This window comes from Nannocystis exedens (assembly GCF_002343915.1).
In the GTDB taxonomy this organism is placed as follows: domain Bacteria; phylum Myxococcota_A; class Polyangia; order Nannocystales; family Nannocystaceae; genus Nannocystis; species Nannocystis exedens.
Window position 1 is genome coordinate 5,690,782 of sequence record NZ_NETK01000001.1, and the last position, 26,143, is coordinate 5,716,924.

General features: G+C 71.9%; 17 protein-coding genes and 1 pseudogene. 6 read left to right on the plus strand and 12 right to left on the minus strand.

Annotated elements, in window-relative coordinates:
* Nucleotides 1–19 precede the first annotated feature (19 nt).
* The 8 genes from NAEX_RS22415 to wecC form a co-directional block, all read right to left on the minus strand.
* Complete coding sequence (locus NAEX_RS22415) at nucleotides 20–2,095, minus strand: AAA family ATPase (RefSeq protein WP_096329514.1); 2,076 nt, start codon at nucleotides 2,093–2,095, stop codon at nucleotides 20–22.
* Nucleotides 2,096–2,312: 217 nt separating this feature from the next.
* Nucleotides 2,313–5,081 carry a YncE family protein gene (locus NAEX_RS22420; RefSeq protein ID WP_096329515.1) on the minus strand — a complete coding sequence of 923 codons (2,769 nt, stop codon included), beginning with the start codon at nucleotides 5,079–5,081 and terminating at the stop codon, nucleotides 2,313–2,315.
* A 160-nt stretch (nucleotides 5,082–5,241) separates the two neighbouring features.
* Nucleotides 5,242–6,141 carry a DUF2804 family protein gene (locus NAEX_RS22425; protein ID WP_096329516.1) on the minus strand — a complete coding sequence of 300 codons (900 nt, stop codon included), beginning with the start codon at nucleotides 6,139–6,141 and terminating at the stop codon, nucleotides 5,242–5,244.
* Nucleotides 6,142–6,266: 125 nt separating this feature from the next.
* Nucleotides 6,267–7,709: a TIGR03790 family protein gene (locus tag NAEX_RS22430; RefSeq protein WP_096329517.1), complete on the minus strand. Its 1,443-nt coding sequence runs from the start codon at nucleotides 7,707–7,709 to the stop codon at nucleotides 6,267–6,269.
* A gap of 191 nt (nucleotides 7,710–7,900) precedes the next feature.
* Nucleotides 7,901–8,632 carry a site-2 protease family protein gene (locus NAEX_RS22435; protein ID WP_096329518.1) on the minus strand — a complete coding sequence of 244 codons (732 nt, stop codon included), beginning with the start codon at nucleotides 8,630–8,632 and terminating at the stop codon, nucleotides 7,901–7,903.
* Nucleotides 8,633–9,426: 794 nt separating this feature from the next.
* Nucleotides 9,427–10,020 carry a nitroreductase family protein gene (locus tag NAEX_RS22440; protein ID WP_096329519.1) on the minus strand — a complete coding sequence of 198 codons (594 nt, stop codon included), beginning with the start codon at nucleotides 10,018–10,020 and terminating at the stop codon, nucleotides 9,427–9,429.
* Between the two features lie 38 nt (nucleotides 10,021–10,058).
* On the minus strand, nucleotides 10,059–11,672 hold the full coding sequence (locus tag NAEX_RS22445; RefSeq protein ID WP_096329520.1) for a heparinase II/III family protein: 1,614 nt from the start codon (nucleotides 11,670–11,672) through the stop codon (nucleotides 10,059–10,061).
* On the minus strand, nucleotides 11,669–12,940 hold the full coding sequence (wecC, locus tag NAEX_RS22450; protein ID WP_245913781.1) for a UDP-N-acetyl-D-mannosamine dehydrogenase: 1,272 nt from the start codon (nucleotides 12,938–12,940) through the stop codon (nucleotides 11,669–11,671). Before wecC ends, NAEX_RS22445 begins: the two co-directional genes overlap by 4 nt.
* A gap of 33 nt (nucleotides 12,941–12,973) precedes the next feature.
* Here wecC and wecB point away from each other — a divergent pair, with 33 nt between their 5' ends.
* The 3 genes from wecB (at nucleotide 12,974) to NAEX_RS22465 (ending at nucleotide 16,560) form a co-directional block, all read left to right on the plus strand.
* Complete coding sequence (gene wecB, locus NAEX_RS22455) at nucleotides 12,974–14,167, plus strand: non-hydrolyzing UDP-N-acetylglucosamine 2-epimerase (RefSeq protein WP_096329522.1); 1,194 nt, start codon at nucleotides 12,974–12,976, stop codon at nucleotides 14,165–14,167.
* A gap of 53 nt (nucleotides 14,168–14,220) precedes the next feature.
* Nucleotides 14,221–15,681, plus strand: coding sequence for a glycosyltransferase family 4 protein (locus NAEX_RS22460; RefSeq protein ID WP_096329523.1), 1,461 nt, complete (start codon nucleotides 14,221–14,223; stop codon nucleotides 15,679–15,681).
* 681 nt (nucleotides 15,682–16,362) lie between these two features.
* Nucleotides 16,363–16,560, plus strand: coding sequence for a hypothetical protein (locus NAEX_RS22465; protein WP_096329524.1), 198 nt, complete (start codon nucleotides 16,363–16,365; stop codon nucleotides 16,558–16,560).
* Nucleotides 16,561–16,796: 236 nt separating this feature from the next.
* Here NAEX_RS22465 and NAEX_RS22470 read toward each other — a convergent pair whose 3' ends face one another.
* Complete coding sequence (locus NAEX_RS22470; RefSeq protein ID WP_096329525.1) at nucleotides 16,797–18,368, minus strand: hypothetical protein; 1,572 nt, start codon at nucleotides 18,366–18,368, stop codon at nucleotides 16,797–16,799.
* A 216-nt stretch (nucleotides 18,369–18,584) separates the two neighbouring features.
* On the opposite strand from NAEX_RS22470, the gene NAEX_RS22475 reads away from it, so the two are divergent.
* Nucleotides 18,585–19,661, plus strand: coding sequence for a type I glyceraldehyde-3-phosphate dehydrogenase (locus NAEX_RS22475; protein WP_096329526.1), 1,077 nt, complete (start codon nucleotides 18,585–18,587; stop codon nucleotides 19,659–19,661).
* 296 nt (nucleotides 19,662–19,957) lie between these two features.
* Here the strand turns inward: NAEX_RS22475 and NAEX_RS22480 are convergent, their stop codons facing one another.
* Together NAEX_RS22480 and erpA are read right to left on the minus strand one after the other, a co-directional pair.
* Complete coding sequence (locus NAEX_RS22480; RefSeq protein ID WP_096329527.1) at nucleotides 19,958–21,352, minus strand: FAD-binding oxidoreductase; 1,395 nt, start codon at nucleotides 21,350–21,352, stop codon at nucleotides 19,958–19,960.
* A 39-nt stretch (nucleotides 21,353–21,391) separates the two neighbouring features.
* Nucleotides 21,392–21,787: an iron-sulfur cluster insertion protein ErpA gene (gene erpA, locus NAEX_RS22485; protein ID WP_096329528.1), complete on the minus strand. Its 396-nt coding sequence runs from the start codon at nucleotides 21,785–21,787 to the stop codon at nucleotides 21,392–21,394.
* Between the two features lie 389 nt (nucleotides 21,788–22,176).
* Here erpA and NAEX_RS22490 point away from each other — a divergent pair, with 389 nt between their 5' ends.
* Nucleotides 22,177–23,187, plus strand: coding sequence for a hypothetical protein (locus tag NAEX_RS22490; protein ID WP_096329529.1), 1,011 nt, complete (start codon nucleotides 22,177–22,179; stop codon nucleotides 23,185–23,187).
* Nucleotides 23,142–24,998 (plus strand): annotated as a pseudogene (locus tag NAEX_RS22495) (efflux RND transporter permease subunit); the annotation flags it as partial. The gene NAEX_RS22490 and the pseudogene NAEX_RS22495, both read left to right, overlap by 46 nt.
* Nucleotides 24,999–25,164: 166 nt before the next feature.
* Here NAEX_RS22495 and NAEX_RS52195 read toward each other — a convergent pair.
* Entirely contained in the window at nucleotides 25,165–25,887 is a 723-nt protein-coding gene (locus tag NAEX_RS52195) for a hypothetical protein (RefSeq protein WP_096329531.1), read from the minus strand.
* Nucleotides 25,888–26,143 lie beyond the last annotated feature (256 nt).

The window sequence follows — 26,143 nt, forward strand, 5'->3', positions numbered from 1 at the left end:
CAGGGACAGGTCCGAAGGTTCAGATCATGCTGCGCCAGCGCAGGTCGTGGGTGACGGGGCCGACGGCGGTGGGCCGGAGGGTGAGGAAGCCGCCGGGCCCGCCCTGATCGACGAGGTGGCGGCGGCGCAGGTCGTCGATCTCGGGGCCGATCCCGCCGCCCCCGCTGCGCACGATCTCCTGCAGCTGCGCCTCGGTCAGCGCGCCGTGCTGGACCAGGCTGACCAGCACCTGCCGCTGCGACAGCGACAGGTCGTTGAGGGCGGTGCCGCGGCGGCGCGGCAGCGGGCGCACGAGGATGTCGTGCTCGGTCTTGGGGTCGAGCCGGGCCGACAGCAGCCAGTAGTCGAGGGCCTGGCGCAGGTTGCCGGCGCACATCCGCTCGAGGTCGATGAACCACTCCTCGCCGGGGTCGGGCAGCATGTCGGCGCGGGTGAAGGGCCGCCGCAGGCGCTGCAGCGCGGGGGTGCGGCGCTCGCGGAAGCGCAGGCCGAAGCCGCTGACGCGGTGGCGCGAGCGGATCATGTTCTCGATGAAGCGACCGGTCTCGGCCGGCACCTCGACGACCTGGCCGAAGTAGAGCGGCAGCCGCAGGCAGGTCTCGAGCAGCGTCGCGGCTGGCGCGGCCATCAGCACGACCCACAGCATGGCCTCGTCGGTGACGCGGACCATGTCGAGGAAGGCCTGCATGCGCGCGAGGCCCTCGGGGGTGCGCACGAACAGCTGCTCGGCGTTCTCGAGGATCAGCACCCGCCGCTTGCCGACCAGCGGGACCATGCGAGCGAACTCGGCGAAGCTGCTGGCGTAGGGGGCGCCGGTGGCCTCGCACAGGGCGGCGCACAGGCGGGCCTCGCTGGCCAGGTGCGGGCCCATCGAGATCCAGTGCATCGGCAGCTCGCCGTGGAGCTCGGCGCGCACGCGGTTGACGAGGGTGCGCTTGCCGGCCCCGCGGTCGCCGGTGACGAGCAGGGCGGTGCGCTGGCCCGCGAGCCAGGTCTCGAAGACCTTGCGGCACGGGGCCTCGAGGCGCGGGCGCGGCTGGTAGAGGTCGGACAGGCCGAGCGGGACCTCGCCGAACAGGCGGCGGTAGATCGCGGGCAGGCTGCTGGCGCGGTCCTCTCCGGCGATCAAGAGGTCCCAGTAGCCGATCCGCGGGCCCTCGCCGGTGAGGGTGCGGCGCATGTCCTGGGCCAGCTCGCGGACCAGCGGCGCGGCGCGGGTGTAGAGGGCCGAGGCCCCGTGGCGGGCCCGGTCGCGTTGGGCCCGCAGCCATGACGGCCGGGCCCGGGCGGCGCGCGCCTCGAGCTGCTGCATGAGCTCGTCGGGCCGGTGGGTGCGCAGCGGGGCGAGCGCGTCGTCCATGCGCGCGGAGCTCTCGGCGACGAACCACGCGAACAGGCGCCGGACGTCGCGGGCGCTGCGCTCGGACAGGGTCCGGACCAGGCGGATCGCGTGGCCGAGGCCGGTGTGGGCCGACTCGTCGCGGGCCTCGACCTCGCGGCTGTCCTCGACGATGAAGAGGTGGTAGTCGAGGACGGTCTCGATCCGCTCGAGCTCGGCCGCGGCGTCGCGCGCGAGGGCGGCGGCGCGGCGGGTGAGCTCGATGATGAGGCCGCGCACCGGCTCGGCGAACACCTCCTCGAGCCAGCGCCGCAGCGGCACGGCGATCTGCACCGGGCCGGCCTTGGCGACCCCGGAGTCCTCGGCGGCGCGATCGAGGAAGTACAGTTCGGGCTCCTCGGCGACGGTGCGCGCGAGGTCGGTCAGGAGGCCGGCCGCCGCCATGCCGCCGGTGAAGGAGGCCGCGGTGGCGTTGAGGGTGTCGCGGGCGCCGTGGATGGCGGGGCGGATCTCGTGCTCGAGCACCGCGCGCCAGCGCGTCCGCGACAGCGGGTGGCGGTTGTCGTCGTCCGCCAGGGTGACGAGCGCCTCCTCCGGCGGCGGCGCCGGCTGCATCTGCTGCTCCAGCGTCAACGCGACCTGTTCCAGGCCGCCGAGGCAGTCTCCGCGCAAACGCTGGTCGAGCAGCTCGCCGGCCCGCCCCTGGAGCGCCGCGAACCACTCAGCCAGCCGGGCGAGCTGAGGGTCGAGGATCACCGGCCGAGGATATCAGCTCGAGGCCCGTCGGCGGTGAAGGCGATGAAAGGTGCGTTACCGCGCCGTCAGCGCGGCCCTGAACAGGCGCACACCTGCCCCGCGCGGACGGCGGGGGCCGCCGGAGCTGTCCCTCGGGACAGGCTCGCGCGGCCCGGGAGAGCTGTCCCGAGAGACATTTTATGTGTCCCGAAGGACATGTCACCGCGCGCCGCGCGGCTCAGGGCGTGTCGTTCGGGTCGGCCGGGTCGCTGTGGTGCAGCAGCTCGTCGCCGTCGCGGTGGCCGTCGCCGTCGCGGTCGACGCCGAGGCGGAAGCCCGAGCCGGGCGGCGTGCAGGTGTAGGTGACGGGCTTGCCGGTCTGGGCCAGCAGGCGCACGGCCGCGTCGCTGAGCGGCGGGATCGCCGAGAAGCTGGCGGTGTAGCTGCCGCCCGAGTAGGAGAGGCCGAGCTCGTGGCCGCCGACGTGGGCCTTGGCGACGAGGTCGCAGTCGCCGGCGTCGGCGCGCTGGCGCAGGAGGTCGATGCGCGGGCCGACGACCGCCCCGTTGCTGGCGGTGAGGCTGATCTGCTGGCCGACGATCGGCTTGAGGTTGGTGTCGAAGGCGAACGTGAACTCGGCGACCTGGCGCATCTGCTCGAAGTTGGTGAAGCCGTTCGGGGTGACCGGCGTGGCGACGAAGGCGTTGAAGAACCGCATCGGCGTGTCCTTCGAGCCGTCGTGGGTGTAGCCGAAGCCGCGGATCTGGTCGCCCTTGTGCGCGTCGTCGAAGAAGGCGCTGGCGACCGGGTCGTTGAAGACGGGGTCGCCGGCGGGGAAGCCGAAGGTCCCGACCTTGGTGTACATGTTGCGCAGGTGGGGGATCTTGAAGGTCTGCGAGAACTCGCCGCCGACGACCTCGCCGTCGCTGCCGAAGAAGCCGGGGTGCGGGTCGGTCGGGTTGGCGGTCGGGTCGAGGCGGTGGCAGCCCTCGCAGGTGAACTTGCGCTCGGGCACGAAGGCGAAGGTCTCGACGTTGACGAAGAAGTCGCGGCCGGCGGCCTGGTCGGCGTTGAGGCTGTCGTCGAGCGCGCGGATCGGGTTCGGCGGGTACATCACCTGCAACTGGAAGTCGGTGAAGGCCTGCATCTGCTCGGCCGTCAGCGGCTCGTTGCGCCCGAGCAGGCCCTCGAAGGCGACGTTGAAGGCGTTGAAGGCGGCGGCCTCGCTGAAGGCGCCGCCGTCGGGCTGGACGTTGGGGCCCTGGCCCTCGCCGTTGCGGTCGCCGCGCCAGTGCATCGGCCCGTGGTTGGCGAGGCCGCGCAGGCTCTGGGTCGTCATCGGCCCCTTGTTCGGATGGAACGGGACCTGGAAGTCGAAGAACTCGTCCTTGAGGATGTTCGGCGGGTCGACGACGTCGAGGTCGGGGTCGCCGAGGTCCCACGCGAGCTCGTCCTTGTCGCCGAAGATGTGACACGACGCGCAGGCCTGGTCGCCGTTGCTCGAGGTGAGCGCGGCGTCGTAGAGGAACCGCCGGCCGGCCACCAGCGACGGCGGCTCCGGGTTGTGCATGGTGACGTGGCCGATCTCCTGGCGGTCGTCGGTGTCGATGATCGAGATGCCGTTGTCGAAGCGGGTCAGGACGTACAGCCGGTCGCGGTACTCGTCGAGCACCAGGCCGGTCGGGCCGCCGCCGCTGACCGCGATCTGATCGATCTCGTCGGGCCAGTGGTCGTCGTCCTCGAGGTCGTCGGTGTCGTAGATCACGACCTTGTCGTTGCCGAGGACGGCGGTGTAGAGCGTGTCGCCGTCGGCGGTGATCGCCATGCCGAGGGTCTGCGAGACGCTGAGGGCGCCGGTGTCGTTGGGGATCTCGCCGCAGCAGTCGTCGCGGTCGATGTGCTTGTTGAGGTCGCGCGGGTGGACCGCGCCGCCGCTGCCGAGCACGGTGATGCGGTTGTCGACGGTGTGGCCGCGGACGGTCGAGCCGGCGAATTCGCCGTGGCCCTCGAAGCGGACCTCGTTGCGCGCCTCGGTGTTGCTGACGTAGACCTTCCCGTTCTGCGGGTTGACGATCATGTTGAAGATGACCGTGCCGACGCTGCGGTAAAACCCGGCGTTGCCGGGCAGGAGCGCCGGCGTGGCCGCGTTGGCGTCGATGACGAAGACGTCCTTGTCGGGCAGGTTGAACTTGATCTTGCTGTCCCACCAGCGGCCGATCTCGTCGACCCAGTGCGCCCCGTCGTACTTGACGATGAGGCTCATGTCGGGCTCGGGGATGCCGGCGTGGTTGGTGTTCGGCAGCGGGATGCCGCCGTCGGCCTGGCCGGTGTCGGGGATCACGCCGAGAGCGACGACGGCGGTGCGGTTGCCCGACACGAACGAGGCGGCGTAGACCTTGCTGCCGTTCGGTGAGACGGCGAGCGCGCGCGGGACGTCGCTGAACAGGTTGACGATCGTCAGCGGCGTGCCGCCGAGGCTGCTGCCGAGGTTGTTGGCGTTGAAGACCCAGACGTCGGCGCGGCCGACCCCCGGGGTGGTCAGCTGCGGGTCGAACGGCGCGTTCTGGCCGCGGTGCGCCGCGGTGATGAACGCCCGCGACTTGCCGGGCCCGGCGAACACGATATCCCGCGGCTCGTCGCCGACCAGCAGCGTGCGCTTGACATACGGGGTGTCGTCGTCGACATCGACGATGCTGACGCTGTCCGAGAGGTGATTGACGACCCACACCTCGTCGTCGTTGCGGACCGCGACGGCGACGGGCTCGAGCCCGACGGGCACCGACGCAAGGTGCTCGAGGCTGCCGTCGTGCTTGATCTCGTAGGCCTCGAGCCGGTTGTCCGGGGTGTTGACCGCGTAGAGGCGGGTCCGAGCCTGATTCATCGCCAGCGGGCGCACCTGGCCGCTCTCGAAGGCGGCGAACGGGGCGGCGGCGCGTGCGGACTCAATGGTGCCGCCTATGACGAGGAGCGTGACGAGCGAGCTGATGCACAGATTGCGAGTTTCCATCGCAGTCACAATACCGAGGCGCCGCCGCCGCCGACAAGGACCGATCGATGCCCCCTGTGATGATTCTGAATGTCATGGGAAGACAGAATCGAGAGCACATGTATGTACAGTGCGGCAAGGGGATCATCAGGGGCGTCCCGAACACGCCTCGCGCCCGCTCTCACCACCGTCCGTCGTGCTCCTCGGCGACCCCGGTGAGGCCCTGAAGCGGCACCGAGGCCCCGCCGAGCCGCAATTCGCCCTCGACCTCGACGAACAGTTCATTGTGCTGGAGGTCGACGAGGAAGGGCACGAGCGGCGGAATCGTCACACGGTCGCGATGGACGCGCCGGGGCCGCACGACGAGGTCGAGCTCCCGCGAGCGGACCCGCCAGGGCGCCGCGAGGTCCCCGCGGTCGTAATCGAAGTCGACGTCGGGGTCGAGGCGGTGCCACGCCCCGCGCCAGAACACCTGGGTGTAGCGCTGGGCATAAGCGCCGTGGTTGACGAGAGAGGCGAGCGCGATGTCGTCATTTTGCACCGCGAGCCATTGCCAGGAGGCGCGCCGCGGGACGACGCCGAAGCAATGATCGTAGTAGGAGCGCGCGGTGTCGACGACGAAGCGCCGCCCCGAGACCTCGACCTCGCCGCGGACGCGGTTGAAGAATCGATGCAACAGGGCGTAGCTGCACCGGAAATAGTTGTCCCGGCGGGTGAACGGCAGGCCCTCGCGGCAGATCTCGAGGTCGACCCGCAGCTCCGGCGTGCGCGCGCGAAACGCGGCCCGGCCGTCGCCGTCGCCGCGGTACTCGAGGTCGACGGCGCCGCGGTGCCGCAGGTCGAGCACGCCCGGGGTCTGCGCGCGGTCGAGGTAGAGGTTGCGGTCGACCGACCAACTGTCATCGCCGGCGAGGTCGCACAGCCACAGGCGGAACTTGTCGACCGCGAACGCGCGCGCAAACGACCAACTCATGTAAACCCCTGCGCGCGGGTCGTGAAGATCGGAGAACCACCACTCTTTCTGCCGCAGCGCGCCCTCGGCGCGGGGCGTGCGGACGAGCCACTTCTCTTCGAGCTGCATATTAAGTCCTGTCAATAACGATGTTTGATGAGCGTCGCGGCCGACGCCCGCGGATCGCGGCGCGGGCGTGCGGAGCGTCGCGCGAGGCGATGAAACCCCGGCGCAATCCAACAAATGACAGTAGTTCAGCCGGGCCCGACGATCCGGTAGAAGGGTTCGGTCGCGTCGGGGATGTCGACTTCGTGGATCGCGTTGAAGGGCGGGGTGAAATCGCCCTGCGCCGTCCACGGGCCCCGCTCGCTCGGGCCCGATTCGATGGTGTACGTCACGCCCGGCGCGAATTGCGTCGTCCGGATCCGGAGGGCGAGGGCGTCGGGGTCGAACTCGATCGTCGCGCCGGCGTACGGGCGCGCCAGCGGTTCTCCCACGAATACGCCCTCGCCGGGCCAATTCACCGACTTCCAGTAGGCCTCGATCAGCGTCTCGCCGCGCCAGTAGTGCGGCACGAGCACCTGCGTCTCGGGGAATTTCGTCGGGTAGTTGCACGGCTCGGTCGCGGTGCCGTAGCTGCCGGTCGCGCCGGCCTCGAGCCAGCGGCAGATGCTCATCTGCCCGCTGTCGCAGATCTGCCCGCCGTAGGAGGTGAGGTGGTCGGCGACAGCGCCGGGCAGGTAGGTGTTGTCGGCGATCCCGGGCACGTCGGCGAGGCCCGTGAAGTAGAAGAGGATGTCGGTCTCGCCCTCGAGCGCGTTCGAGCCCATGCCCATGGCGTTGTCGATGTACTCCATGGCGATCCGCTCCGGGCTCCACTGGTCGACCGTGGCCATGAAGGAGGGCCAGCGGACGCTGCGGTCGGGGTCGGTGGTGCGCACGAAGTAGCCGGTGCCGCTCGGCGCGGTGCCGTCGGCCGCGACGCCGCGGTCGATCAGCGCCTGCACGTGCTCGAGCGAGGTGCCGGCGAGGTGCATGGCCGGCCGCAGGCCGTGATCGGTGAACGGCCGCAGCGAGCTCGAATCGTAGTAGCCGCTCGGCGCGGTCTCGCTGCACGGCTGACTGCAGTACTTGTCGGGGTCGTGGCCGAGCGCGAAGGCGCTGACGAGCGACTGACACTCGACGCGGTAGGGCTTCGTCCAGGTGATCGCCAGCGCCTGGATGTCGGGGCCGAGGGCGGCGTCGACCTGTCCCTTGAGACCGGCGAAGACGTCGGCCGCGAGCGCGTCGCCGGGCGGGGCGAAGCTGAGGACGACGAGGTTGTCCGCCGGCAAGCCGCGGGCCGCGAGGTAGTACTCGGCGACGGCCATCGACTGCGGGTCCTGGTCGTTGGCGAGGACGGCCAGCTCCTCCGGCTGGATCGAGGCGCGCGGGAGGATCACGGTCGGCGCGACCGGGCCGCCGGTGGTGCTGCCGGTGGTGGTGAGCGGCTCGGCGGTGGTGGTGCCGGCGCTCGAGCTGGTCGAAGAGCCAGGTTCATCGCCGGTGGTCGAGGTGGTCGGCGCGGCGGTCGGGTCGGCGGTGGTCGCGGTCGTCGTGCTGCCCGTGGTCGCGGCGGTGTCGGTGCCGTCGCCGGCGCTCGGGCTGCAGGCGCACGCGAACAGGAGGGCCGCGGAGAGGCGCGCGGGCTGAGACATGCGGCGAGCGTATCAGCCGGCCCCTCGCGCGCTCTGGGGGCCGGAGACGACGTTCCGAGGCCTCAACGGCCGCGTCCCGAGCCCGAGGCGTGAAGGACCGGTCACGCGTGCGAGCACTTGCGCGAGATTTCGATCCCCGGAGCGCCCCGGCGCACGTGCCGACGGCGCCAGGTTGCGAGGCGTCCGAGGCTTCAGTAGCCGCGACCGCCGCGGCGCGGGAAGCCGCTGGTGCTGCGCCACAGCGCGGGGTCGTCGGGGCCGCGCGAGTAGCGACGGGCGGCGAGGCCCGCCTCGCCGTTGGCGGCGAACCAGAGGAAGACGGCGACGACGGTCATCATCGTGCGACCGCTGGCGATCGCGTAGGCGCCGAGGCCGAAGGCGGCGAACTTGCCGACGGCGGCGGCGATCTCGGTGGCGCGCAGCGGGCCCATGCGCGCCGACAGCAGGGCGCGGAAGACGCGGCCGCCGTCCATCGGGAAGGCCGGCAGCAGGTTGAAGACGCCGAGGCCGAGGTTGGCCCACGCGAGCGCGCCGACGAAGGAGTGCGGGGTGGCGTCGCCGGTGAGCGCGGAGAGGCCGAAGAACAGGCCCGAGAGCAGGAAGCTGACGACCGGGCCGGCGATGGCGACCATGAACTCCTCACGCGGAGGCATGTGCGCGCCCTCGATCTGGGCGACGCCGCCGATCGGGAGGAGCAAGATCTGCCGGGTCGAGATCCCAAAGCTGCGCGCCGTCAGGGCGTGGCCGAACTCGTGCGCCACGACCGAGGCGAACACCGCCAGGAGGAAGGCCAGACCGGAGACGACGGCGGCGGGACCGCCGCCGTAGCTGCTCAGAACCGCCCACAAGAGCACGAGGACGAAGGAGGCGTGGACCCGCGTCTCGATGCCGAACAGTCGGCCAAGCGACCATGACCATTGCATGATGAAGCCACCATGCGCACGCGTCGGCGAGGGTCAAGGTCGCCGGGCGCGCCAGGCAGGCAGCGGTGAGGCGAAGCGCACGGGGACGCTCCCGGGCGAGCGGCGGCGGCGATGGCGCGGCCGGGAGGTCTGCGTCCGGCCGGTGCTGAACCTGGCGCGAGGGACAGGTGGTTTGCGAGGGTTATTCCCCGGCGGCGGCGAGGCGCGCCCGAAGCGTGAGGTCCTCGGGGCGACCCGCACTTTGAACCAAGGGGTCCGAGAGGACAGGCGCCGGCGGCGGGGGTGTCCTCGAGGACAGTCTGCGTCTCCGCGCGGAGGATGTTTAAAAGGACAGGTGGCGATGCCGGAGAGCCGCTCGTGAGCAGCCTGCGCCTCCGCGCGGAGGATGTCCGGAAGGACGGGTGACGATGCCGGAGAAGCGCCGTGAGCAGCCTGCGCCTCAGCGGAGGATGTCCGGAAGGACAGGTGACGATGCCGGAGAAGCGCGCGTGGGCAGCCTGCGCCTCCGCGCGGAGGGTGTCCGGAAGGACAGGTGACGATGTCGGAGAAGCGCTCGTGGGCAGTGCGCGCCTCCGCGCGAAAGATGTCCGGAAGGACAGGTGACGATGTCGGAGAAGCGCGCGTGCACCGCCTGCTCAGGCGGTCCCAGAGGACAGCCCGCGGTCGCGGGGCGAGATGTCCGAAGGGACAGGTTTCTGCCGGGGACAGCCGGCTCGTACGGCCGAGGTCGCGGGCTCGCGGCTGTCCTCGGGGACAGCCAAGGCGCACCGTCGACGGCTGTCCCGCAGCGCAGGTCAGCCGGCGGGGCTGTAGCGGCCGCGGTGGACGAAGCTGGCGGCGGGGACGCGGCTGCTGGCGCTCTCGCGGGCGCGCAGGCTCTCGGGCAGGTCGGCGGGGTCGCCGGGGGCGCCGACGGCGATCGCGGCCATCGCCTCGAAGTCGGGTTCGGGGACGCCGAGCTCGGTGTAGGCCTTGGCCTCGTCGAAGCCGGCCATGGCGTGGGCGTAGAGGCCGAGGACGCGGGCCTGCAGGGCGAGGGACATCCACGCGCTGCCGCAGTCGAAGCCGGCGTGGCGGTTGGGCTTGCCGGAGCCGGCGAAGCGGCGGCGACCGAACAGGATCATCACCAGCGGGGCGTTGTGGGCCCACGACTGGTTGAACGGGACCAGGCAGCCGAGTACGCGCTTGTGGTCCTCGGTGCCGGGGCCGTGACCGTACACGACCGTCCACGGCTGCTCGTTGTAGCTGGACGGGGCCCAGCGCATGGCCTCGAACAGGCTGGCGAGCTGCGCGTCGGTCAGCGGCTCGGGCCGGAAGGCGCGCGGCGACCAGCGGTCGAGGAACATGGGGTGGACGTCGGCGTCGGGCGTGCGGGTTGTCGCGGTCATGGGGCGACCGATCTAGCACAGGGCCCGGTCTGCGGGGCTCAGGGCAGCGGCTCGAAGGCGATCTCGAGGCCGCCGGGACCGACCGGCAGGGCGAGGCAGTGACGCGGTGCCGGGCTCGCCATGGCGGTCCAGCCCGGGGCGGCGGTGGTCTGCCAGCGCAGGTCGGCGGGACCGCGCACGGCGAAGCGGCGACCGCCCGGCGTACACACGCGGACCCGCGGGCCGTCGACCTCGAGGGCGCAGGTCTGCGGGAGGTGGACCCGCATGGTCGCAGGGACAGGTTCGCCGTGGTCGGGGACGACGCGGTCGAGGCAGCGCAGGACCCGGCCGTCCCAGGCCAGCCGCCGGTGGTGGACCGCCGGCGAGCGGAAGCCGCGCACGCCGGCCGAGAGCTCGGATGTCCCGAAGGACAGATCGACGAGCTCGCCGCGGCCGCCGATCCGGTGGCTGGCCCAAAGTTCATGTTGGTCGCGGTCGCCGGGGCCGACGGTGACGGTGTTGTGGGCGCGAGTGCTGCGGGCGTAGGTCCGCTCGGGGCCGACCTCGTAGGTGCCGACGCCGGCGTCGACGACCACCCGCTCGCCGCCGAGCGACAGCTCGTAGCCGAGCCAGTCGCCGTGGATGTGGCCGACCTGCTGCGGCATGCCGAGGCCGCCGGCGTTCCACAACAAGGTCCACGGGCCCCAGGCGCGGCGGAACAGGCCGGAGGCGGGGGCGTTGTAATCTGTCCCCTGAGACAGGCTCCCGCCGCAGCGGGTCGCCAGCGCGGCGGGGGTGACGAGGCCGCGCTGGCTGTCGCCGAACAGCGCGACGTCGCCGTCGGGGTGGGTGAAGGCGGGCAGGACGGCGAGCATGCGCGCGAGGTCGTCGCGCAAGCGCTGGCCGGCCCGCGGATCGGCACGCTCGGGGCCGAGGGCGACCACGCCGGCGAGCTGCTCGGCGAGCAGGCAATGATAGGAGGGCGTGCGCTCGCGGTGGAAGCCGTCGAGCGCGAGCTGCTCGGCGGTGACCGCCGCGAACCGGGCGACCGCGGGCGCGAGCAGGTGGGCGCGCGGACCGTCGAGGGCCAGCGCGCCGGCGGCCAGCGCGGCGAGGTCGGTCCACAGGTGATTGCCGTCGAGGTGGTGCTCGAGGTGCCGCTCGAGGTGCCGCAATTGCCCGGCGAGCGAGGCGAGCAGGCGCCGGCGGGTCATGCCGTCGAGAGCGTCGATATGTCCCGAGAGCCAGCCGAGCCAGTGCAGCGATCGCACCGCCGTCGGGTACGGCTCCCAGCCGACGCCCTCGGTATGGTTGGCGATCCAGTGGTCGATCGTCGCCAGCGCCACTTCCGGCGCGAGCCGCTGCAGCCAGCCGTGGTAATGCAGGGTGTAGAGGTAGAGCAGGCCGACCGGCGGGTCCCAGCCGGCGCGCAGCGGGTCGTGCGGGGGCTGTCCCAAGAGACAGACGCCGTCGGGGCCCGGCTCGCCCTCGGGCGTGGGCGCGGGCATGCGGGCGAGCAGGCCGGTGAGGCCCTCGAGGCTGGTGGCCCTGGGCCGACGCGCGGGGCCGCCGAGGCGCCTGCGCAGCTGGTAGGCGATCTGCCGCGGAGGCAGGTGCGACGCCGTGCGGAAAAGCGTCCCGGGGCCGTGACGGAAGAGCCGGGAGGTGGTCATACGCGCTTGTTGTCGGCGCCGGCGAGCAGGCCGACCGCGTCGACGACCATGACGCGGAGCAGGTCGGCGGAACGCAGGCGGCGGAAGTCGCGGTGGGCGACGAGGACGGCGAGGATGTCGGCCCGCGCGAGCGCGTCGTCGAGCGAGACCAGCGGGCGGCCGGCGATCGGCGAGCTCTGGAGGTGCGGCTCGACCAGCAGCACCTCGCCGAGCGCCTCGCGGTGGACGGCCTCGGCGATGTGCAGCGCGGGGCTCTCGCGCAGGTCGTCGATGTCTGGCTTGTAGGACAGGCCGAGCAGGGCGATCGTCGGCGCGCGCAGCTTGCCGGCGAGGCGGCGGATCTGCCCGAGAATGCGCTCGGGGCGGCCGTCGTTGACCTGGCGCGCGGCCTGGATCAGCGGCGTGTGCTCGGGCGCGCTGGCGGCGATGAACCACGGGTCGACGGCGATGCAGTGCCCGCCGACGCCGGGCCCGGGGCGCAAGATCTGGACCCGCGGGTGGCGGTTGGCCAGCCGGATCACCTCCCACACGTCGAGGTTCAAATGGGCGCTGACGTTGGCCAGCTCGTTGGCGTAGGCGACGTTGACGTCGCGGTAGGCGTTCTCCGCCAGCTTGGTGAACTCGGCCACCTCGGCGCTGGTGCGGTGGACCTCGGCGCGCACGAAGCCCTCGTAGAAGGCGGCGCAGCGGTCGGTGCAGGCGTCGGTGAGGCCGCCGACGATGCGCTCGTTCTCGACGACCTCGCGCAGGACGGCGCCCGGCAGCACGCGCTCGGGGGCGTGGGCGAGGAACAGATCCTTGCCGACGACAAGCCCGCTCTGGCGCAAGATCGGGGCGACGAGGTCGCGCAGGGTGCCGGGCGGGACGGTCGATTCGAGGACGACGAGGTTGCCCGGCCGCAGCACCGGCACGAGGGCGCGGCTGGCGGCTTCGACCGCGGCGAGGTCGGGGCGGTGGTCGGAGGTGATCGGTGTGGGTACACAGATCAAAAACGTGCGCGCGGGGACGGGCTCGGCGACGGCGCGCAGGGTGCCGGCGAGGACGGCGGCGCGCACGAGGGCGTCGAGCTCGGGCTCGACGATGTGGATCCGCCCGGCGTTGATGGTGTCGAGGATGTCGCGCCGGAGGTCGAAGCCGGCGACGCGACGACCGCGCGTGGCGAGGACGGCGGCGGTGGGTAGGCCGACGTAGCCGAGGCCGACGACGCAGACGTCGAGATCGAGCGCGGCCGAGCCGTCGGATGGGGGTTCGTTAAGTGAAATGGTCACCGGCTTTTCGGGCATGCTATCTGGGTCGCGCCGATGCCGTCCACTGGGCCCCGGATCCTCATCGTTCTTGGCACTCGTCCCGAGGTGATCAAATTGGCGCCGGTGGAGCGCGCGCTGCGGCAGTACACCGACTGGCAGGTGTCGCTGTGCTGCACCGGGCAACACCGCGAGTTGGTGCCGCCGATCCTCAACACGTTCGGGCTGCAGTGCGAGGTCGAGCTGAGCGCGATGACGCCGGCGCAGTCGCTGTCGAGCCTGATGGCGCGCCTGCTCGACGGGATCGATCCGGTGCTCGACGCCCTGCGGTTCGACTGGGTGGTGGTCCAGGGCGACACCACCACCGCCCTCGCCGGCGCCCTCGCGGCGTTCCATCGCCGGATCCCCGTCGCCCACGTCGAGGCCGGCCTGCGCACCCTCGACCTCGCGGCGCCGTTCCCCGAAGAGGCCAACCGCCAGCTCATCGCCCGCCTCGCCAGCCTCCACCTCGCCCCCACGCCCGCCGCCCGCGAGGCGCTGCTCGGCGAGGGCGTGGCCCCGGAGTCGATCGAGGTCACCGGCAACACCGTCGTCGACGCGCTGCGCTGGGCCTCCAGCCGTCTGCCGCTCGAGGGCGCCCCGGCGCCCGAGCTGGTGCGCTTCGCCAAGGGCCGCCCGTTCGTGCTGGTCACCGGCCACCGCCGCGAGAGCTTCGCCGGCGGCCTCGCGGCGGTCTGCACCGGCCTCGCCACGCTGGCTCGCGCCTATCCCGGGGTCGACTTCGTGTACCCGGTCCACCTCAACCCGGCGGTGCAATCGGCGGCGCGCGGGCTGCTCGGTGGGCTCAGCAACGTCTTTTTGCTCGAGCCGCTCGAGTACATGGCGGCGGTGTGGCTGCTCAAGCGCTGCATGTTCGTGATCACCGATTCGGGCGGGCTCCAGGAGGAGGCGCCGGAGTTCGGAAAGCCGGTGCTGGTGACCCGCACGACCACGGAGCGCATGGAGGGAGTGGCGGCCGGCTGCGCGGTGCTGGTCGGCTATGACACCGATCTGCTCGTCTCCACGGCGCGGCGCTGGCTCGACGATCCGGCCGCGTACGCGGCAGTCTGTCCGCGCAAGAACCCGTACGGGGACGGTCGCGCGGCTTCGCGCTGCGTGGCGGCGCTGCGTCGGCGCCTCGGCTTGCCGGCGGCGTCGGTGACGCCGTGGCCGGAGGCCCGGATCGAGCGTGCTGCGACCGACATGAGGTAGGATCGCCGGGTGAACGTCGGCGCACGTGGACGCGGGAACGCCGGGGGGTCCCCGTGAGCGCCGAGACGTGGGTGCTGTGGATCGCCGCGATCGTGGCGTTCGTGCTGGTGGCCGTGGCGATGCCGTGGGCCATTCGTGGCTGGCGCGCATTGGGCCGCTCGGACCGCGAGATCAGCCTGCGCAAGGTCCATCAGGGCGAGATCGCGCGGGTCGGCGGATTCGTGATGATGGTGGGCATCGGCGCGGTCGCGTTCCGCGGCCTGGTCGGCACCAGCGAGCTGTCGCTCGTCCACGAGTGGTTGTCGCGCAACCCGCTCAGCGGGGCGCTGCTGTGCGGGCTCGTCGGGCTCTACGACGACCTGGTCGGGGCGCGGGCGCGGGTCAAGCTGGCGCTGCAATTGTTCGCGGCTGGGGTGGCGGTGTTCGCCGTCGGCCTGCGCTGGCCGGCGATGGCGGAGCTGCTCGGCCCGCTGGCGGCGCTCGAGCCGGTGATCACGCTCGGCTTTTTGGTGGCGTCGGTCAATGCGATCAACCTCAGCGACGGGCTCGACGGGCTCGCCGGCGGCAACACGGCGATCGGCTTCGCGGTGGTGCTGGCGGCGACGCTGCTGCACCCGCAGCCCGACCTCGCGCTCGGGTGGGTCAGCGCGGCCGCGCTGGGCGGCGTGCTCGGGTTCCTCGTCCACAACCGCCACCCGGCGCGCGTGTTCATGGGCGACGCCGGCAGCTACTTCCTCGGCTTCCTGCTGCCGGCGCTGCTGCTGCAGATCGCGCCGGTGCCGGAGCGGGTGGCGATCATCGACGTGTCGCTGCCGCTGCTGGTGCTGGCGCTGCCGCTGCTCGACATGGGGCTGTCGATCGCGCGCCGGGCCGCCCGCGGCCAGCCGATCTTCGCGCCCGACAGCGACCACATCCACCACCGCCTGCTCGCCCGCGGCTTCACCCACGGCCGCGGCGTGGCGGTGCTGTGGCTGACGACGGGGATGTTCGCCGGGCTGGCGCTGCTCAACGTGATCGGCGTCGGCGGCTGGTGGACGCTGACGGGCGCCGGCGCGGGGCTGCTGGTGGTCGCGGGGCTGCTCGGGTACCACGAGCTGCTGCGCCACCTGCCGGCGTTCACCGGCGACCGCCTGGTGCTGCGCGACCGCCGGCGCGCGGTCGTCGAGCTGCTCGCCGACCTCGATCGCCTGGCCGAAGAGACAAGGCGAAAAGGACATGACTTCAAGGACACAGAAGATCCCGCGCTGGCGCGCTGGCTCTCGCTGGCGCCGGCGTTGACGCCGATCCTCGGCCGCATCGGCGTGCCGGGGTTCGAGCTGCGGCGCGGGACGGCGACGGCGGTGAAGTGCGGCGACGACTCGCAGGCGTGGGGCTTCCTCAGCCTGCCGCTGCCGCAAGGGGCGGAGCTGCGGCTGGCGCTGGTGGCTCGCCTGCCGGAGCTGCAGCCGGAGCAGCTGGTGCTGCTCGAGCGCGTCGTGGTCCTGCTCGCCGACCAGTCGCCCTCGCGGCGTTGAGCGCAAGTCGAGCGCGTGATCCGGAGGCGGCGCCGGTGCGGGCGATGAATCGGAGTTCGCGAGCCGGGGCGGGTCCTACGGTGATTGGCCGCGCCGCGGCGGCGACGCCTCGAATCGTGGCCCCGGTCGTGTCCAGGCCGTGGCCCGTCCGCGGAGTCCATGCACCCTTCGTCGTGTCGTCCCCGCGGCGACGGAGGTACAAGGGCAATGCTGTTCGATCATACCATCCTGTCGTTCGCGAGCGTCGTGCTGACGCTACCGTTCGCCGAGCACGGCTGGCCGTTCGACGCCGGGATCGAGGCCGAGGACGACCACGAGGACTGAGCTCGGCTGGTATCGGCGTCGTCGCGCCGACGCAATCGACACACCGCGCACCCGCGAGGTCCTATTCCATGTCGACCTGGCGCGTCGACGTCTCGACACTCGCCGGATGGCCCATCCAGGGGCGGTCACGAGTCTTCACATTCGTGTCATGAAGGCGCGTCGCCGTCGGTCGCCGCCGGGCGATCCCCCGGGTGGCGGAGGCGGGCGGCGGCGAACCGAGGCTTCACGCTGCCTGCGCAAGCGATGGGGGATGTAGACCTCTGCACAGAAATTGCGCCGTGCTGGACCGGGGAACTCCGGAATTGCGGGCGGCTTGGCCGCGACCGGGGCGCTCGTCTATAGTCCAGCCAGGTCCTCATGAAGTGGGTCGAGATCAGGCACGAAGGAGACGGCAACCGCGGCGCCGCGTACGCGGCCGAAGTACCCGGCGGCGTGCTCGTGCGGACGGTGACGCACCTGATCCTCCACACCGGCCTGTACGTGTCGGAGGCGCTCGCGTTCGTGCCCAACGTCGGCCTCGCGGACTTCGAGCGCAAGCCGAAGGACGAGGACTAGGCCGGCGGCGCGGACGAGGTCGCCGGCGGAGCTCCCGTCGCCGGGAGGCCGCGCGAGCGTAGCGACCTGTCTCGGGGGACAGGTTCGAACGATCGGCAGATCGCTGCAGGACTGCGGCTCACTTGCGCTTGCGGCGGTCGACCTCGAGCTCGGGGCCGGGGGCTGCAGGACCGCGGCCTCCTCGCGCCTGCGGCGGTCGACCTCGAGCTCGGGGCCGGGGGCTGCAGGACTGCGGCCTACTTGCGCTTGCGGCGATCGACCTCGAGCTCGGGGCCGCGGACGGCGGCGAAGTAGCGGTCGGGTTTGCGCTGCAGGACCATGAGCGTGGGGTCGCGATCGGCGTCGAGCCCGAGGGCGCTGGTGACCAGCATCGACTGCGACGAGGTCTCGAGCAGCGGCTTCAGCCGTTCGGGGTTGACGGCCAGCACGGCGGACAGCAGGTCGTTCGTCGAGTCCTTGGCCGGCTCGCCCTCGGCCGCGGCCTTGGCCCAGCCCTGGACGACGGGGAGCGGGTCGGGGCCGATGACGACGAGGAGGCCGCCGGCGCGCTCGTTGGCGGCGAGGGCGACGCGGAGGCGGCCCTTGTCGTCGAGCAGCGGCTTGCCGACGGCGGGGACGTGGCGCGAGACGCCGTCGACGGTGAGCAGGTAGACCGTCGGGTTGTCGCCGGCCTTCTTGAAGCTGGCCCCGGGGACATCCGCGAACATGCGCGCGAGGCTGAGGTTGTCGACCAGCGTGCGCAGACAGCCGACGAGGTCGCGATAGCCGGCGGCCGGATCGTCGGCGCCGAGGCCGATCCGCAGGTGGCGGGCCGGGCCGGTGCCGAGCAGGACGCGGCCGTTCCAGCGCCGCAGCGCCTTCGCGGCCTGGTCGACCAGCGGGTCGAGCATCAACTTGGCGGCGAACCCGGCCCGGTCGACGCCCGCGTTCATCTGCTTGATCGCGTCGGCGACGGCCTTCTTGTAGCCGGGCCAGCGCGTGCTGACGCCGGCCGCGAGCTCGGGGACCTTGAGCATGCCGGTCAGCGCGCCGTCGGCGATGTCCGGCGAGCTCGGCAGCGGCTTGCCGGGCGCCTCGAGCACGTGGACGTCGAGCGAGTGCAGGCCCTGGCCGGCGGCGGCGACCCGCGCGTACGGGAACTCGGGCATGACCAGGCGCGCGCGCGTGTCGGCGAGGGTGAACCACAACGGCCGCGAGCCGTAGGTCGCGGGCAGCTGACGGCTGGTGGCCAGGCCCTGCAGGGTGTCGGCGAACACGAGGTTGTTCGTCTGGCCGTCGAGCCAGGCGAGCTTCGGCGCGGGCGGCTGGCCGTCGGCCGGCGTGCTGTCGCCGGCGGGCGCGGGCAGGCGGACGGCTCCGAAGTCGCCGACCGACTCGAGGCCCTTCAACGCGTCGGCGACGCCCTGCCCGGGGCGCACGGGCAGGACGACGATGTCCTCGCCGGCGACGTGGACGCCCGCCCAGGGCCGGTCGCCGACGACCTGCGGCGCGAGCTTGTCGGCGAGCTCTGCCGGGGCCTGCATGCGCAGCACGAACGCGGCGAGGGTCGGCAGCGAGGGGACCTCGGGCAGGTAGGCGTCGATGCCGGCGACGACCTCGGCGGGGCGGGCGATGAAGGCCCCGGCGTCTGGCATTTGGGACAGCTGGTGCGGCGCCGGAAGGGCCGGGCCGGCCGGCGTGCGGGCGCGCGGCGGGGCGCCGGCGGAGGTCGAGGGGACGCGCTGCGGGGCCTTCTTGCAACCCGGTGCGGCCAGGACGGTGGCAGTGACGAGGGCGGCGGCGAGGGCGACGTGGCGAGGTCCGGGCATGCGCGTGCGTACCGTAGCAGGTGGGCGCGCTGGACGCATGCGCGGGCTCACGGCTTCACCGCGTGGGTGCGATCGTGGGACGAGAATTCTCAGGCGAGCGGCCGAGACGAGAATTCTCGTCGGCGCGGACGAGCGGACGTGTGGCGAGCGGACACGGTCGCGGACAGGCGCGCGGCATTGCGAGGGCGGGGGGGTTGCCCTATCCTCCGCCGCGTCATGACGATCCGCCTGGGAATCAACGGAATGGGCCGCATCGGGCGGCTCGTGCTTCGACACGCGCTCGCGCGGAGCGCCGACTTCGCTGGCTCGGGGGCCGTGCGCAAGGGGCCGGCGATGCAAGTGGTCGCCGCCAACGACCTCGCCGACGCCGACGAGCTCGCCTACCTGCTCGGCCACGACTCGGTGCATCGTTTCCAGCTGCCGAAGGCCCGCGCGGAGGGCGGCGCGCTGCACGTCGGCGACGGCTCGATCTCCCTGTTCAAGGAGCGCGACCCGAGCAAGATCCCCTGGGCCGACCACGGCGTCGACATCGTCATCGAGGCGACCGGCAAGTTCACCACCGGCGAGCAGATGGCCGGCCACCGCGCCGACGCGAGCGGCCCGTCGCACGTCATCCTCGCCGCGCCCGGCAAGAACGTCGACAAGACGCTGGTCATCGGCGTCAACGAGGAGACGTTCGACCCGGCGAAGGACCGCCTGGTGTCCAACGCGAGCTGCACCACCAACGCGCTGACCCCGGTGCTCGCGGTGCTCGACCGCGTGTTCGGCGTCAAGTGGGGCCTGGTCGGCACGACGCACGCGTACACCGCCGGTCAGGGCCTGGTCGACGGCCTCGCCGGCAAGGACCTCCGCCGCGGCCGCGCGGCCCCGGTCAACATCGTGCCGACGTCGACCGGCGCGGCCAAGGCCATCTCCGAGGTGCTGCCCAACCTCAAGGGCAAGTGCGACGGCACCGCCGTGCGCGTGCCGGTGGTCGACGGCTCGCTCTACGACGTGGTCTGCCAGCTCGAGGGCGAGCCGACCCTGGCCCGCGTGATCGAGGCGCTGCGCGAGGCGGCCGCCAGCGAGGCGCTGCGCGGCGTGCTCGACGTCCGCAAGGAGGCGCTGGTGTCGAGCGACATCCTCGGCGACCCGCACTCGAGCATCGTCGACGTCGACGCGTGCATGGGCCTCGGCGCGCTGGTGAAGATCGTCGGCTGGTACGACAACGAATGGGGCTACTCGGGCCGCGTGCTCGACCTGGCCGCCATCGCCGCCAACTGGATCGTCGCCAATCGCGGCAGCAAGCGCTGAACGCGACGGCAGGAAGCGTGGAGCGGCTTCGTCTCGAGTCCGAGGCGGAGCCGCTCGGCGCGTGGTGAATCGCAGGGGGCGCGGATCGGCGATTCCGAGGATGAGGATGGGGTCCTGGGCGACTCATAAAAAGAGCGCCAGGAAGAACCGTGGATCGATGATGCGCCGAACATTCGCGCGTCACGGGAGGCGAGCGGGACCTCCTGGATTTGCCGGATCCGTCGATCGATCGCCAGATCGAGCTGAAGCCGGCGAAGATGCGTCTTGCGGAGGTAGGAGTCGCGCCGCCGCCGAGCTCAGCTCGGCGGGAACACCTTGCCGGGGTTCAAAAGGTTCTGCGGGTCCCAGGCGCGCTTGAGGGCGAGCTGGAGGGCGCGGAGCTCGGGCGGCTGCTCGAGCGGCATGTAGGGGCGCTTGCTGAGGCCGATGCCGTGCTCGCCGGAGAGCGTGCCGCCGAGGGCGATCGTGGCGGCGAACAGGTCGGCGACGCAGCGGTCGACGCGTTCGCCGATGTCGCTGCTGGCCTTTGGGTCATATAGAAAATTGACGTGGAGGTTGCCGTCGCCGGCGTGGCCGAAGCTGGCGACGTCGACGCGGTGGCGCGCGCCGATGTCCCGCGCCGCGGCGGCGAGGTCGGGCAGGCGCGCCAGCGGGACCGCGACGTCCTCGCTGATCTTCTTCGGCCAGTGGGCGCGCAGGGTGTGGCTGAGGGCGCGGCGGACGTCCCACAGCGCATCGCGTGTGGCCGGGTCGGTGGCCTGGGCCACGGCCAGCGCCCCGGCCTCGCGGCACAGGTCGGCGGCGCGCAGCAGGGCGCGGTCGAGGCCGGCGCCGTCGCCGTCGAGCTCGACCCACAGCAGCGTGCGCGCGCCGGGCGGCAGCTCGACGGCCAGGGTGCCGCTGCGGGCCAGCAATTCGGTACATGTCCGATCGGCCAGCTCGAGCGCGGCCGGGGCGACGCCGCCGGTGAGGCAGCGGTGCACCGCGTCGCAGGCGGCGGCCTCGTCGGCGAACGAGGCCAGCAGGGTGACGGCGAACGGCGGGCGCGGGACGAGCCGCAGCACGCAGCGGGTGAGGACGCCGAGCGTGCCCTCGGAGCCGACGAGCAGGCCGGCGAGGTTGTAGCCGGTGACGCCCTTGATCGAGCGATGCCCGACCTCGTGGCTGACGCCGGTGCCGTCGACGACGTCGAGGCCGAGGACGAAGTTGCCGGTGACGCCGTACTTGCACGCCCGGGGACCGCCGGCGTTGGTGGCGACGTTGCCGCCGACGCTGCAGATCTTCAGGCTCGCCGGGTCGGGCGGATAGAACAGGCCGCGGGCCTCGACGGCGCGGTGGAGCTCGGCGGTGAGGACCCCGGGCTCGACGATCGCCAGCATGCTGCGCTCGTCGATGTCGACGATCGAGCGCAGGCCGCCGAGGTCGAGGACGACGCCGCCATGGTCGGCGAGGCAGCCGCCGACGGTGCCGGTGCCGGCGCCGCGCGGGCTCAGCGGGACGCCGAACGCGTGGCACAGACGGACCAGCGGGGCGACCTCGGCGCGCTCGCGCGGCCGCACGACCAGGCCCGGCAAGAACGGCCCCTCGGCGCCGTCGTCCCGGGCGTACGGCTCACGGTCGCGGACGACGACGTCCGACCCGAGCTCGGAGCAGACCCGCTCGTGCAGCGCGGCGAGGTCGAGGACGGCCATGCCGACGATCCGTGGTGGATGCGTGGTGGATGCGCCGCGCTAGACGGAGAACGAGCTGCCGCAGCCGCAGGAGCCGGTGGTGTTGGGGTTGTTGAACTTGAACCCCGCGCCCTGCAGGCCCTCGACGTAGTCGATGCTGGTGCCCATCAGGTACATGAAGCTCATCTGATCGCAGACGAGCTTGACGCCCTGGCTCTCGAAGTGGTTGTCGCCCTCGGCGGGCTCGTCGAAGTAGAGGTCGTACTGAAAGCCGGCGCAGCCGCCGCCCATGACCTTGACGCGCAGGGCGTAGGTGCTCTCGATCGCCTCGGTCTCGCGGATCTCGCGGATCTTCGCGGCGGCGGTCTCGGTGACCTCGAGGGCGCCCGTCATCTGCGGGTCGTGGGCTTCGTGCTGGATCGGCGTCGCGGGCGCGGTCTCGGTTGCTGCAGACATCAGGGCTCCCAAAGTTGACGTTCGGGTAGGATGGTGCGCTGGCCCGGGCGGGTCAAGCCTGCGGCGCGCATGCGCGGGTGCGGCAGGCCACGTGACCACGAGGTTGGTCGCTCGCATCGGCGGCCGGTGTCGCCATTGTCGGCTCGCGTTCGCGGGCGATGCAGCGCACCGTCCCATGGCGAACACGTCGCGCCGGACGACGCCGCGGACCCCTGTCGGGCCGACCGCGGTCACGCGTGGCAAGTAAAGCGAAATCCTTCACCCGCCCTGCGCGGCCAGGTGAGAATGGGCGGCAGGGGGTGTTTGACAGCGACGGCGACCTTCCCCTACCGTGGCGATGCGGCAGTTTTGCCGCAGCCGCACGAAGTCGGCCGGAGCACGGAGAACGCATGCGACGAACCCACGCCACCCCCCTCACGCTCCTCGCGCTCGCGCTGTTCGCGGGCGCGCTTCCCGCCTGCGGCGAGAGCCGGCAGGAGATGCTCGAGCGCGAGATGGAGTACCAGAAGGCGGGCCGCAAGGACGACAAGGGCGTCCCGATCCCGGAGATCCCGCCGGACGAGATGCGGGAGGCGCTGCGGCCGCTGCTGACCCAGATCTACTCGAACACCGAGCGCCTGCCCGACGTGACCGAGGGGGACATCGAGCCGACCGACGGCCGCAACTACGCGCTGCAGCCGGGCGTGCTGGCGGTGGTGACGGTCAAGAAGGGCCTCAGCAAGGCCGACAAGGCGCGGGCGATCATCCTCGGGGTGGCCGAGGCCGACGCGTGGACGTTCCGCAAGAACGCGCGCAAGGAGTTCGCGCTGCTGGTCGAGAAGCTCAAGTACAGCTTCGGCGACGAGACCAAGCAGAAGGTGCTCGACGCGTACCCCCATCTCAAGCTGCTGAGCTTCTTCGGCACGCCCGAGGCCGACAAGGCGATCGGCGAGCTGTCGGGCGACGCGAAGAGCGTGGCCGAGGCGATGCGCAAGGAGTACACCGACGGCAAGCAGGACATCTGGAAGAAGTGGATGGGCGTCAAGATGTACGCCCGCCGCCTGGTCGGCCAGGACGAGCCGTTCCGCAGCGTGCTGAAGAAGATCGCCAAGGACTTCGGCCAGGAGGAGGTGCCGCCGCGGCCGTTCAAGGAGTCGGTCGACGAGCCGTTCAAGGCCTGGGCGGAGGCGATCGAGAAGGACGAGAAGCTGCTGACGATGCTCACCAACTACAAGGAGTTGCGTGACCGCGTCGACTTCCTCGGCGAGGCGCACACGCTGTGGGCGATCGAGGGCTCGCCGCTGGTGCCCGAGCGGGCCAAGGGCGTCGTCATCGACAAGAAGATCGGCTACGGCTTCTTCCGCGAGGACCTCGGCGGCGGCTACAACGACGGTCGATGGACCAGATCACGGGCGCGCTGATCGGCATCGCGCTGGTGCTGGCGACGGTGTTCGTCCCGATGGCGTTCTTCGCCGGCTCGGTCGGGACGATCTACCGCCAGTTCTCGATCACGATCGTGGCCTCGATGGCGCTGTCGGTGGCGGTGGCGCTGACGCTGACGCCGGCGCTGTGCGCGACGCTGCTGAAGCCCGGGCACGGGCCGGCGACGCGGGGGTTCTTCGGCCTGTTCAACCGCTCGTACGAGCGCACCGCGGGGCTCTACCACCGCGGGCTCGCCGGGCTGATGCGCTGGCGGCGGACGGTGATGCTCGGGTTCCTCGGGCTGACGGTCGGGGTGGGGCTGCTGTTCGTGCGCATGCCGACCGGGTTCTTGCCGGAGGAGGACCAGGGCTCGCTCACCGTGCAGGTGCTGCTGCCGCCGGGGTCGACGATGGAGCGCACCCGCGTGATCATGGCGCAGATCAATGACTACTTCCTGCAGCAGGAGGGCGACGCGGTCGAGTCGGTGCTGTCGATCTCCGGCTTCGGCTTCAGCGGCCGCGGGCAGAACTCCGGGCTCGCGTTCGTCCGCCTGAAGGACTGGCAGGAGCGCGAGGACCCGGCGCTCAAGGTCAGCGCGATCACGAAGCGAGCCTCGATGGCGTTCAGCAAGATCAAGGAGGCGACGGTGTTCGCGTTCGTGCCGCCGGCGATCAGCGAGCTCGGCAACGCGTCCGGCTTCCAGCTGCAGCTCGAGGACCGCGCGGGGCTCGGGCACGAGGCGCTGGTCGCCGCGCGCGACCAACTGCTCGAGCTGGCGATGAAGGAGCCGTCGCTGACGAAGGTGCGCCAGGGCGGGCTCGACGACACGCCGCAGTACAAGATCGACGTCGACCGCGAGAAGGCGGCGGCGCTCGGCGTCAGCCTGTCCGACATCAACGCGACGCTGGCGGCGACCTGGGGCGGGGTCTACGTCAACGACTTCCTCGACCTCGGGCGCACCAAGCGGGTGTACATGCAGGGCGACGCGCCGTACCGCATGCAGCCCGACGACATCAGCCGCTGGTACGTGCGCAACAAGAACGGCGAGATGGTGCCGTTCTCGGCGTTCGCCAGCGGCAGCTGGACGTTCGGCTCGCCCAAGCTCGACCGCTTCGGCGGCTACCCGACGATCCTCATCCAGGGCGAGCCGGCGCCGGGCTTCAGCTCGGGCGACGCGATGGCCACGCTCGAGCGCCTGATGACGCAGATGCCGGCCGGCATCGGCCACGAGTGGTCGGGCCTGTCGTACGAGGAGCGGATGTCGGGCGCGGGGGCGATGATGCTGTACGCGCTGTCGCTCCTGGTGGTGTTCCTGTGCCTCGCGGCGCTGTACGAGAGCTGGTCGATCCCCATCGCCGTGCTCCTCGGCGTCCCGCTCGGGGTCGCCGGCGCGGTGTCGACGACGCTCCTGTTCGGGTTCGCCAACGACGTCTACTTCCAGGTCGGCCTGCTGACGACGATCGGCCTGTCGGCCAAGAACGCGATCCTCATCGTCGAGTTCGCCAAGGAGCTGCGCGAACAGGGCAAGAGCGGGGTCCAGGCCGCGCTCGAGGCCGCCCGCGAGCGACTGCGGCCGATCTTGATGACCTCGCTGGCGTTCGGCCTCGGCGTGCTGCCGCTCGCGCTGTCCTCCGGCGCCGGGGCGGGGGCCCAGAACGCCATCGGCGTGGCGGTGCTCGGCGGCGTGACGACCGGCACGTTCCTCGGCATCGCGCTGGTGCCGGTGTTCTACGTGGTGATCGCCCGCCGCGACCCGCCGCCGCGCACGGTCGCGCAGGTGCCGGCGCCGGTGAAGGCGCCGGTGCATTAGGACATGTCACTCGGGACATGTCTCCGGGGACAACGAGGGACGTGGAAGTAGCGGGTGACGCCGGCGGAGCCGGGGCCAGGACGGCGAGCGCCCTGGCGAAGTGGGCGCTCCTTCATTCGCTGCGAGCCCGATGATACGGCTGCCCCCAGGGACAGGTCCATGGCGCTCACGGGTTGTCGCAGGCGAGGTCGAACGCGGCCTTCAGCTCGTCGCAGCCGGTCTGCATCTCGAACTCGGGGCACGGGAGGTCGAGGAGGCAGGCGTACCACTCCTCGACGGCCGAGCCGCAGGGGGGGCCGTCGTAGTAGGCGCGGGCGTTGATGTAGTACTGGCACATGCCGGCGGCGTAGCTGGGCAGCGGCATGCCGTAGCACTCCTCCTGCTTGGCGGCGAAGGCGACGCAGAGCTCGCCCGCGTCGGGGTAGCATTGCGCGGAGGCGGAGAACTCGTCCTCGCAGGCGCCCTCCTGGTCGCACGGGCTGTTCCCCAGGCACTCGAAGAGGGCGTCCTGGGCGGCGAGGCAGGTGGCGCCGAAGATCGTCCCGACGCGCATGCGCATCATGGCACAATAGGCGTACGCCTCGGCCTCCAGGCCCCCGGCGGTGTCGGCGTTGCACTTGAGGTAGTAGGCGACGTAGGCCGCGCAGGCCGGGTCGGCGCCGGCCGTCTCGCTCCCGCCGCCGGTGGTCGGCCCGGTGGTCGGCTCGCCCGTGGTCGTGGTCGTGGTCGTCGAGGTGCCGTCGGTGGTGCCGCCGGTCGGATCGGTGGTGCCGTCGGTCGGGTCGGTGGTGCCGTCGGTGGTGTTGCCGCCGCCCTTCGGGCCGCAGGCGATCGGCAAGGTTCCGAGCGAGAACAGGAAGGCGAGGCTGCGATAGGCCGAGGGCTCCATAGGATGCGCAATGTATCGCGTCCGCGACGCAGATGCGGAGCCCCGCGCGGGTGCGGAGCCGCAATGACTGGCGCGGGGTCGCTGGGCGACAGTGCGGATGGTTCGCGGTTCAGCCCGGTCGTTCGAGGTTCCTGACTGATGAGACAGGTCGAGCGAAGCGCATCGGCCGTGGTGACTGCGGGTCACCGGCCGGGGCGAGGAGGTCGAGGCGAGCGTCGCGCGCGAGGAGCGGCGCCCTCCCTCGGTTGCACCCACG